Source organism: Bartonella sp. TS82HLJMH (assembly GCF_042193495.1).
Taxonomy (GTDB): domain Bacteria; phylum Pseudomonadota; class Alphaproteobacteria; order Rhizobiales; family Rhizobiaceae; genus Bartonella; species Bartonella grahamii.
Window position 1 is genome coordinate 130,005 of the sequence record NZ_JBHILU010000005.1, and the last position, 9,677, is coordinate 139,681.

Here is a 9,677-nt window from a genome sequence, read left to right on the forward strand (position 1 = left end):
AGACATCTTTTAAGGCATCCAAGCCTATTTCACGATGTAGATCATGATGGTATAATGGTAAATCTATTGAGCTTCCCTTCTTTATTCTCGTGAAGTAACAAGCGTCCGGCACCATCCTGTTCAATTCGGACAGCCCTTAGCACAGACCGTTCGTAAGAGGCATTTTTAGTTCTTTCTTACACAGAGTTTTTATCCACATAGCTCTCTCTGCTTGTAATGTACAAGCGGATGGTTTTGATTGATTTAACATGGAACAGGTTTAGAATGAGAGAATCTTAGGATATTCGAGGGTCTCATTCAACATGCAAAAAAATGTAAACTATCATTATAAATCAATACGTTATTTTATTTATGTAAAATATCATCATTTAGAATAGCAATATAAGGCATGTAAAATTATACATGTGGTATTTTTGTTTTATGTAGTGGTGAGTATTCTGAGGTAGGGCTTGTGTGTAAAGTATGAAGTAACCTCATGTGAAATGATGTCAGGTGGAATCTGTTAAACAAAAAGCTGTATTGTTTATAGATTGACGGTGGCAAGAAACTTCATCTTTAAGGTGGTAAGGCAGTCGTGAAGTTATAAGTTAACGATCATCATTATACTTATCTATCTTTTGTATTGTTTTTATACTTAAACGCTTACCATTCATCATGTATTCTCTTCGTTCTCAAGTTGCTGTTTAATGCACGTTATTTTATTGAGTGATTTTTACTCATGTGTATAAAATTTTAAAATCAATAAATCCTAGAATGTTAAAGGAGGTGTTACAAAATATAGAATGAGGATTTATATTTAAAAATCAATTTGTTGTATATAAAAATGGATACTTAATTTTATCGAACATTTTGGATGGTTTTTATTTATTTTTCTTTTCTTTTAAAATTTTTACTTTAAAATTGCGTGTGTTTCTTACTAAGAAAAAGGGTTTAAATATCTATAAAGAAATTTGTAACAGACATAATCATTAAAATTGAGATAGGGGGAGGAATGGTTAGTAGGCTTCAGATATGGAAAAAAGTCACGATTGTTGTGATTTTAGGGGGATTCTTTTCGACTGTTTATGTAATAGATGTCAATAGCTTGCAAGAAGCGAATGATGGTTCGTTTTATTTTTTAAAACGTGGCATGTCTGCTTATAAAAATGGGCATATAAATCAGGCTATTGCAGCATTACGTTGTGCAGCTAAGAGAGGCCATATTGGTGCAAATTGGAAACTTGGCTCTATCTATGCAAACGGTGATGGTGTCCCTAAAAATGATTATAAGGCATATAATTTTTTTGCATATATTGTTGAAAAAGGTGCTGATCTTGGTTCAGAGGATGAAAGTTATGTTTCTGATGCATTGGTTAAACTTGCGGGATATATAAAAAAAGGTATTCCTCAATCACCAGTGAAACCTGATCCTTCTTATGCTGCTCATCTTTATATGCAGGCTGCGGTAAACTATGGAAACCCTAAAGCTCAGTATCATTTAGGAAAAATATTTTTAATGGGAGAGGGAAGGGAGAAGAATCTTATACAAGCAGCAAGATGGTTTCAACTTTCAGCAAAAAAAGGAAGTCCTTCTGCCCAAGCAATGCTTGGAAATATACTGCTTCAAGAAGGAAAAATTGTCCGTGGGGCAGCAATGTTAACTGCTGCCTATGAAAAAGCTAACGTAAAAGACAAAAATTGGATTCACCCTTTGCAAGAACAGGCTTTTGCTCTTTGTAATGAATCTGAGAGACGTACAGCAATTTCACTGGTTGCTGAGATTTTAAAGAATAACAGTTTTTAAACATCTGATTGTAATATTTTTACATTCTCTCATCTTATATTAAACTCTGTTTTCTTGTATACAAGTTCATAGTAAAGATAGCTTTTTTTGATAATCTAACGGCTAATGACTTAGGATTTTAGACAAAAATTCTTGCGTTCTCGGTGTTCTCGCTTGCGGATCAGAAAAAAACTCTTTAGATGAACAGTCTTCAAGAATTGTTCCTTGATCTATGAAAATAACACGCTCAGAGACTTTTTGTGCAAATCCCATTTCATGAGTTACACAAATCATCGTCATACCTTCTTCTGCTAAGCTAATCATGACATCGAGCACTTCACCTACCATTTCAGGATCTAGAGCAGATGTTGGTTCATCAAAAAGCATGACAAGTGGATCCATAGTTAAGGCACGTGCAATAGCAACACGTTGTTGTTGCCCTCCAGAAAGTTGACCAGGATATTTATCTTTGTGTTCAATCAGCCCAACGCGTTCAAGATACAACAATCCACGTTCAAGGGCTTCTTTTTTGCTTCGTTTTAGGACTTTGATTTGTGCAATTGTTAAATTTTCTGTGACAGATAAATGGGGGAAAAGCTCGAAGTGTTGAAATACCATTCCCACCTGACTTCGCAATTTAGGCAGATTCGTTTTTTTTGAATGAACTGGTACTCCGTTAATCCAAATTTCACCTTTTTGAAAAGGAACGAGAGCGTTAATAGTTTTAATGAGTGTTGACTTTCCTGATCCTGATGGACCACAAACGACAACAACCTCTCCTTTATTAATGTTGGTTGTACAGTTTTTAAGGACTTTAATTTCGCCATACCAATTAGAAACATTTCTTATTTCGATCATATGAGTAGACATTTTTTTTCCTATTAGCGAATAATGGATACTTTTTTTTGTAAATACAAAACTATTTGTGACAGTGTAAAACAGATAATAAAATAGAAAACAGCTGCTAAGATATAAGCTTCTTGCTTTACACCAAAATTATTAGCAGCAATATCAAAACCATTTAAAAGACTGTTGCCACTGATTGCATAAACAAGGGTTGTATCCTGAAAAAGGATAATAACTTGTGTTAAAAAAACTGGTAGCATGTCTCTAAAGGCTTGAGGAAGAATGACAATGTACATACTTTGCCAATATGTCATTCCGAGAGCTTGTCCCGCATATTTTTGTCCTTGCGAAACTGAGTTTATGCCAGCACGCATAATTTCTGCAAAATAAGCCGTTTCAAATGCGGTAAAGGTAATGAGTGCTGATTTATTTGCACCGATGGATGTACCGGTTAAAAAAGGCAAAAGCACGAAAAACCATAAGATAACCATCACAAGTGGTATTGAACGCATAGCTGTTATGTAAACGATTGCAAACCAAGAAAGAAGTTTTATGGAAGAAAGACGCATCATTGCTAAAAGGGTGCCGAAAACAAACCCCAATACCGTTGCAAAAAGAGTTAGAAAAACGCTAAAGAGCAAACCTGATAAAATGTAAGAACGAAATACATCAAAGGTAAAAAAGGAAAAATCAAAGTCGGAAAAATTGAAAGGAAAATAAAGTCCAAACTGAGAGCTTATGAAATTCATCATTTTCAATTTCCCTTTGTTTGAAAATTAGGAATTTTGAGTATTTGTTCAATGACTGTCATCACAATGAATACGAATAAGGCTATTAGAATATAAAGAATCGTAACAAGCAAATAGTTTTCGTAAACATGGCTTACCTCTTCAATTGCTTGGTATTGAAATTGCATGAGCTCATTTATTGAAACGGCGAATGCTATAGACGAATTTTTCACAATGCCCATTGCTTCTGAAGTAAGCGGCGGCATAATTGTACGTATAGCACGTGGTAGTATAATATAGCGATAACTTTGATAAGTTGTAAACCCCATTGCCATAGCAGCATAACGTTGTCCAGAAGGAATCGCTTCAATGCCTGAACGAACCTGTTCTGCAATGCGTGCAGATGTAAAGAATCCCAATGCGCATGTTATTAAGAGAATAGGGGAAAATTTCATCGCTGGTGGATAAATCTTAGGAACAACAAAATACCACAAAAATACTTGTACAAGGAGGGGAATATTACGCATAATCTCTACCCAAATAGCACCGATAGTGCGAAATATATAATTGATTATCGATGTTTTGGGTAAAGTGCGCATTGTTCCTATAATAACACCACACAATACAGCTAAGATAAGTGAAGTGATAGACAATATAACCGTATTTTTTAAGCCATCGAGAAGTGTATCTAAATAGGTATGACTCACGCCGGGAGTTCCCAGACATCCTGTTACCAGTGTTTGGGTAAGGTCATCTCTACAAAGGAAAGAAAAGTCCATTAATTGATATTCCCTCAAATTAGTCATTCACAAATAGGACAATAAACTAAGCGCATCTACATAGGCCAAATTTATTAAAAAGTGAATTAAAATATAAACCACACTCAACTTTTAAAGAGTGTGGTTCTTCTTTATTAAATTTTATAAATCTTTTTCTGTGTAGCTTTCTCGAGGCTTATTATTTGGGTGATCCCAAGCATATCTTGTTTGTTTTGACAAGGGAAGGTTCATAACAGTGTTAGAAGGTGGGATCGGTTTCATAAACCACTTATTATAAAGCTTTTCAAGTGATTCATCTTTAATCTGACGTACGATACTATCGTTGATTGTTTGTTCAAATTTTTTGTCATTTAATCTGAGCATACAGGCGATAGGTTCGACTGAAAGTACAGTATCAAGAATGACATAATCAGATGGATTCTTTGATTTAGCAATATGTCCAGCAAGAATTGAAGCATCCATAACAAAAGCATCTGCCTTGCCAGATTCTAATAATAAAAAACTATCTCCGTGATCTTTCCCCTTTAAAACTTTAAACTGAATGTTTTTTGCACGTTTGTTTTTACGAATAAGTTGAACAGATGTTGTACCGGTGGTCGTTGCAACTGTTTTTCCATTTAAATCGTCAAGAGATTTAATGTTAGAGTTTTTCTTTACAGCAATCCGAACCTCTTCAATGTATGTCGTATAAGCAAATGCTGCTTCTTTACTGCGGGCAATATCATTTGTTGTTGAGCCGCACTCAAAATCATAGGTTTTATTTTTTAAGAGAGGAATTCTATTTTGAGAAGTGATCGGAAGATAATGAATTTTAATTGGTTTACCAATTTTTTTTGATATATCATCAATGATACGTTCTGCCATTTCTGTATGAAAACCTACATATTTATTATTACCAAGGGCGTAGGCTAAACCAGATGATTCACGGACACCTAAAGTAATTTCCCCTGTTCGTTTTATTTTTTCAAGAGTCTCATGTTCAGCATGCGCGACACTTGTGAATCCAATGGCCATTGCTGCAATAAACATTAACAATGATTTCTTCATTTATGTCCTCCATTCATTTATCTTTACTTTAGCTGTTTAAGATATACTGTTTACATGGTGTAGCATAGTTATTATTTTTGAGTGGAATTTTTTGTTGTTTCATAATGGCGGCTGTACTTTCTTAATTGATATTAAGGTGAATCCAAACAGGAACGTGGTCGGATGGTTTTTGATATCCCCTTACTTCTGTTTGACTATGAGCGCAAATAAGTTGATCAACAGCTTCTGGTGATAATAATAAATGATCAATGCGAATCCCATTATTCTTAGGCCAAGCACCCGCCTGAAAATCCCAAAAACTGAAGGAGGGAGTATCGGTGACATTCCGGATAGCATCGTAAAGACCTAAATTAAGAATACGTTGAAATACTTTTCTTGTTTCTTGAAGAAATAAGGCATCTTGATACCATTCTTGAGGTTTTTTTGCATCTAATGGAGCGGGGATGACATTATAATCACCCGCTAGAATAAGGGGTTCTTCATACGCAAGCAATGATTTTGCATGTGTATATAGTCTTTCCATCCATTCTATTTTATAGGAATATTTTTCGCTCTCAATAGGATTCCCATTTGGTAAATAAAGAGATGCAACACGAACAACACCTTTGTTTGTTGAATAAACAGCTTCAATGTAACGTGTTTGCTCATCATTATCATTGCCTGGTAATCGACGGATCACTTCATCTGGTGTTTTTTTAGAGAGAATCGCAACACCATTAAAACTTTTTTGTCCGTGTGTTTCTATATGGTAACCTAAATTTTCAATTGCATCGCGTGGAAAATTTTCATCAATACTTTTAATTTCCTGTAAACAGACTATGTCCGGCTGGCTTTGCTGCAGCCACTGACATAATGTTTCATGTCGTGCTTTTATTCCAGCAATATTCCACGTTGCTATTTTCATGGCGCTCATCATTAGATATCAAGTATGCAATTCAATTTACTGCATTCATGTTTTATTACAGTCACATTGCTGCTTTTTTATTTATAGGGATATTACTATGGTAAATTGATTTATCAAGAGTAGCGGTAAAAGCAAATTTAAAGTTTTAAAATTTAATTTATTTTCATTTTTAAAAACTTTCTGCTGTTTAGTTCTTGACGAATGTAAGTGTTCTCGCTATTAGAGGTGGACATAACCGATGTGGATGTGATCAGGTGTTTTGGATATGAACCGAAAGATTATTCACAGGTGTTAAGAAGATTAAAAGCAAATGCTAGTGCAAAAGGCTATTGCCTTCTCTGCTTGTGGTCGGGTGAACTGTTTTTTTGCAGGTATGCCCGATTTTGTGTGTAGACTTAGATATCTGTTCCGATTCTGTTGGAGTGGATAGAAATGAAATAGAAAAGCCCGATTGGGTGAGACGAATGTAGATCGAAAAGAGGAAGGTTGCATGCCTACCGTAAACCAGTTGATTCGCAAACCGCGTGTAGCGCCAGTTAAACGTAATAAGGTTCCTGCTTTGCAGTCGAATCCGCAGAAACGTGGTGTTTGTACGCGTGTTTATACAACAACACCGAAGAAACCTAATTCTGCTCTTCGTAAAGTTGCTAAGATTCGCTTGACGAATGGATTTGAGGTGATTGGTTATATTCCTGGAGAGGGACATAATCTTCAAGAGCACTCTGTTGTGATGATTCGCGGTGGTCGTGTGAAAGATTTGCCAGGAGTTCGTTATCACATTATTCGTGGTTTGCTTGATACGCAGGGTGTCAAGAATCGTAAACAGCGTCGTTCAAAGTATGGCGCAAAGCGTCCAAAATAATATTGAGAGACAAAGCCAATGTCCCGTCGTCATAGAGCAGAAAAGCGTGAAATTAATCCAGATCCTAAGTTTGGTGATTTGGTTATTATGAAATTTATGAATGCCATTATGTTTGATGGTAAAAAATCAGTTGCAGAGCGTATTGTTTATGGTGCGCTTGATTCTGTAGAAAAAAGAGTAAAAACAGATCCTGTGGCTCTATTTCATCGGGCCTTGGAGAATGTTGCTCCTCATATTGAAGTTCGCTCACGCCGTGTTGGTGGTGCTACTTATCAAGTTCCGATTGATGTTCGTCCTGATCGTCGTCAGGCTCTTGCTATTCGTTGGTTGATTGCTGCGGCACGTGGTCGGAATGAAACGACGATGATTGAGCGTTTATCTGGTGAACTGATGGATGCGGCTAATAATCGCGGTTCTGCCGTGAAAAAGCGTGAAGATGTTCATCGTATGGCTGAGGCTAATCGTGCTTTTTCTCACTATCGCTGGTAGAAGTTTTAAACTAAGGCAAATATAATGGCTCGCGAATATAAAATTGAAGATTATCGTAATTTTGGTATTATGGCGCATATTGATGCTGGTAAGACTACGATGACTGAACGTATTCTGTTCTATACCGGCAAGAATCATAAAATTGGCGAGACCCACGATGGTGCTTCTACGATGGATTGGATGGAGCAGGAGCAGGAGCGCGGTATTACGATTACGTCTGCTGCGACAACGACGTTTTGGGAAGGGCGTGACGGTCGGAAGCGTCGCTTTAATATTATTGATACGCCAGGGCACGTTGATTTTACGATTGAGGTTGAGCGCTCTTTGCGTGTTCTTGATGGTGCAATAGCTTTGTTGGATGCAAATGCTGGTGTGGAGCCTCAGACGGAAACTGTTTGGCGGCAAGCTGAGAAATATCGTGTGCCTCGTATGGTTTTTGTTAATAAAATGGACAAAATAGGAGCTGACTTCTATCGTAGTGTGGAGATGGTTGGTTCTCGGTTGGGTGCTAAAGCGCTTGTTTTGCAGTTGCCGATTGGTGCTGAAAATGACTTTGAAGGTGTTGTTGATCTTGTAGAAATGAAGGCTTTAAAGTGGGATGGTTCTATTGGTGCCTCGGCGGTGATAAGTGAAATTCCCTCTGATTTAAGAGAGAAAGCTGAAGAATATCGCGAGAAATTGATTGAGATGGCTGTGGAGGTTGATGAAGCTGCGACAGAGGCTTATTTAGAAGGTGTTATGCCAACCAATGAACAGCTTGTTTCTCTCATTCGTAGGGGGACAGTAGAAGTTCAGTTTCATCCGGTTCTTTGTGGTACAGCTTTTAAAAACAAGGGAATTCAGCCGCTTTTGGATGCTGTTGTTTCTTATCTTCCTTCTCCAGTTGATGTTCCGGCAATTAGTGGTATTGATGTGAAGACTGAGACTGAGACGACACGCGAATCTTCAGATGATGCTCCACTATCTATGCTTGCTTTTAAAATTATGAATGATCCTTTTGTTGGTTCGTTGACGTTCTGTCGTATTTACTCAGGTAAAGTTCAGAAAGGTATTTCTCTTGAGAATACTGTGAAAAAGAAGAAAGAGCGTTTGGGGCGTATGCTTCAAATGCATTCAAATTCTCGTGAGGATATTGAAGAAGCATTTGCTGGTGATATTGTTGCTCTTGCAGGACTTAAAGAGACGACAACAGGTGATACTCTTTGTGATCCTTTGAAGCCTGTTATTTTGGAGAGGATGGAATTTCCAGAGCCTGTTATTGAGATTGCGATTGAACCGAAAACAAAAGCAGATCAAGAAAAAATGGGTATTGCTCTTAATCGTCTGGCAGCCGAAGATCCTTCATTTCGTGTTAAATCGGATGAGGAATCTGGTCAGACTATTATAGCTGGAATGGGTGAGCTTCATCTTGATATTATTGTTGACCGTATGCGGCGTGAATTTAAGGTTGAAGCAAATGTTGGGCAGCCTCAAGTTGCTTATCGTGAGTCAATTACTAAAATGGCGGAAATTGATTATACGCACAAGAAACAATCGGGTGGTGCCGGTCAGTTTGCTCGTGTGAAAATTGTTTTTGAGCCTCATGATGGTGATGACTTTATTTTTGAGTCGAAGATTGTGGGTGGTGCTGTTCCTAAAGAATATATTCCCGGCGTCCAAAAAGGGATTGAAAGTGTTATGGGGTCAGGTCCTCTTGCAGGCTTTCCTATGCTTGGTGTAAAAGCAACGCTTATTGATGGTGGCTATCACGATGTTGATTCTTCGGTTTTGGCTTTTGAGATTGCTGCTCGTGCAGCTTTTCGTGATGGAGCAAAGAAGGCTGGTGCACAGCTTCTTGAACCGATCATGAAGGTGGAAGTTGTTACACCAGATGATTATGTTGGTGATGTTATTGGTGATCTCAATTCTCGTCGGGGACAGATTTCGGGAACTGAAGCGCGCGGTATTGCAACGGTTGTGAATGCGATGGTTCCTTTGGCAAATATGTTTGGTTATGTGAATACCCTTCGCTCTATGAGTCAGGGGCGTGCACAGTACACAATGCAGTTTGATCATTACGAGCCTGTACCTTCGGCTGTTGCTTTGGAGATTCAAAAGAAATACGCGTAATTTCAGGTTGGTAATTAATTTTTAACTTAGTCCTTGGCTTGGACGGAAAATGGAGAGCTCAGATGGCGAAGAGCAAGTTTGAACGAACAAAACCGCATGTTAATATTGGTACGATTGGTCACGTTGATCATGGGAAGACCTCGTTGACAGC

General features: G+C 37.6%; 10 protein-coding genes. 5 read left to right on the forward strand and 5 right to left on the reverse strand.

The window, feature by feature from the left end; translation table 11 throughout:
* Positions 1-991: 991 nt before the first annotated feature.
* Positions 992-1,783, forward strand: a complete 792-nt coding sequence (locus tag ACFIKO_RS03970; RefSeq protein WP_375673352.1) for a tetratricopeptide repeat protein — start codon at positions 992-994, stop codon at positions 1,781-1,783.
* A gap of 102 nt (positions 1,784-1,885) precedes the next feature.
* On the opposite strand, the gene ACFIKO_RS03975 is transcribed toward ACFIKO_RS03970, so the two are convergent.
* From ACFIKO_RS03975 to xth, 5 genes are all read right to left on the reverse strand, one after another.
* On the reverse strand, positions 1,886-2,632 hold the full coding sequence (locus ACFIKO_RS03975) for an amino acid ABC transporter ATP-binding protein (RefSeq protein ID WP_375673354.1): 747 nt from the start codon (positions 2,630-2,632) through the stop codon (positions 1,886-1,888).
* 11 nt (positions 2,633-2,643) lie between these two features.
* Entirely contained in the window at positions 2,644-3,360 is a 717-nt protein-coding gene (locus ACFIKO_RS03980) for an amino acid ABC transporter permease (RefSeq protein ID WP_375673356.1), read from the reverse strand.
* 2 nt (positions 3,361-3,362) lie between these two features.
* Entirely contained in the window at positions 3,363-4,115 is a 753-nt protein-coding gene (locus ACFIKO_RS03985; protein ID WP_273788551.1) for an amino acid ABC transporter permease, read from the reverse strand.
* A 141-nt stretch (positions 4,116-4,256) separates the two neighbouring features.
* Positions 4,257-5,162 carry a transporter substrate-binding domain-containing protein gene (locus ACFIKO_RS03990; RefSeq protein ID WP_375619590.1) on the reverse strand — a complete coding sequence of 302 codons (906 nt, stop codon included), beginning with the start codon at positions 5,160-5,162 and terminating at the stop codon, positions 4,257-4,259.
* Between the two features lie 121 nt (positions 5,163-5,283).
* Positions 5,284-6,066, reverse strand: coding sequence for an exodeoxyribonuclease III (gene xth / locus ACFIKO_RS03995; protein WP_015856590.1), 783 nt, complete (start codon positions 6,064-6,066; stop codon positions 5,284-5,286).
* Positions 6,067-6,556: 490 nt separating this feature from the next.
* Here xth and rpsL point away from each other — a divergent pair, with 490 nt between their 5' ends.
* The 4 genes from rpsL to ACFIKO_RS04015 all read left to right on the forward strand — a co-directional run.
* Positions 6,557-6,928: a 30S ribosomal protein S12 gene (gene rpsL / locus ACFIKO_RS04000; RefSeq protein ID WP_005773262.1), complete on the forward strand. Its 372-nt coding sequence runs from the start codon at positions 6,557-6,559 to the stop codon at positions 6,926-6,928.
* A gap of 18 nt (positions 6,929-6,946) precedes the next feature.
* Positions 6,947-7,417 carry a 30S ribosomal protein S7 gene (rpsG, locus tag ACFIKO_RS04005; RefSeq protein ID WP_015856589.1) on the forward strand — a complete coding sequence of 157 codons (471 nt, stop codon included), beginning with the start codon at positions 6,947-6,949 and terminating at the stop codon, positions 7,415-7,417.
* A 24-nt stretch (positions 7,418-7,441) separates the two neighbouring features.
* Positions 7,442-9,526: an elongation factor G gene (gene fusA / locus ACFIKO_RS04010; RefSeq protein ID WP_015856588.1), complete on the forward strand. Its 2,085-nt coding sequence runs from the start codon at positions 7,442-7,444 to the stop codon at positions 9,524-9,526.
* 62 nt (positions 9,527-9,588) lie between these two features.
* Positions 9,589-9,677, forward strand: an 89-nt coding sequence (locus ACFIKO_RS04015) for a GTP-binding protein (protein WP_236860026.1), incomplete at its 3' end; no start/stop codon positions are given.

What these genes read in the sequence shown, in the direction of transcription:
- ACFIKO_RS03970 (WP_375673352.1), top strand. Translation starts at nt 992, where the DNA reads ATGGTTAGTAGGCTTCAGATATGGAAAAAAGTCACGATTGTTGTGATT.
- ACFIKO_RS03975 (WP_375673354.1), bottom strand. Translation starts at nt 2,632, where the DNA reads ATGTCTACTCATATGATCGAAATAAGAAATGTTTCTAATTGGTATGGC.
- ACFIKO_RS03980 (WP_375673356.1), bottom strand. Translation starts at nt 3,360, where the DNA reads ATGATGAATTTCATAAGCTCTCAGTTTGGACTTTATTTTCCTTTCAAT.
- ACFIKO_RS03985 (WP_273788551.1), bottom strand. Translation starts at nt 4,115, where the DNA reads ATGGACTTTTCTTTCCTTTGTAGAGATGACCTTACCCAAACACTGGTA.
- ACFIKO_RS03990 (WP_375619590.1), bottom strand. Translation starts at nt 5,162, where the DNA reads ATGAAGAAATCATTGTTAATGTTTATTGCAGCAATGGCCATTGGATTC.
- xth (WP_015856590.1), bottom strand. Translation starts at nt 6,066, where the DNA reads ATGAAAATAGCAACGTGGAATATTGCTGGAATAAAAGCACGACATGAA.
- rpsL (WP_005773262.1), top strand. Translation starts at nt 6,557, where the DNA reads ATGCCTACCGTAAACCAGTTGATTCGCAAACCGCGTGTAGCGCCAGTT.
- rpsG (WP_015856589.1), top strand. Translation starts at nt 6,947, where the DNA reads ATGTCCCGTCGTCATAGAGCAGAAAAGCGTGAAATTAATCCAGATCCT.
- fusA (WP_015856588.1), top strand. Translation starts at nt 7,442, where the DNA reads ATGGCTCGCGAATATAAAATTGAAGATTATCGTAATTTTGGTATTATG.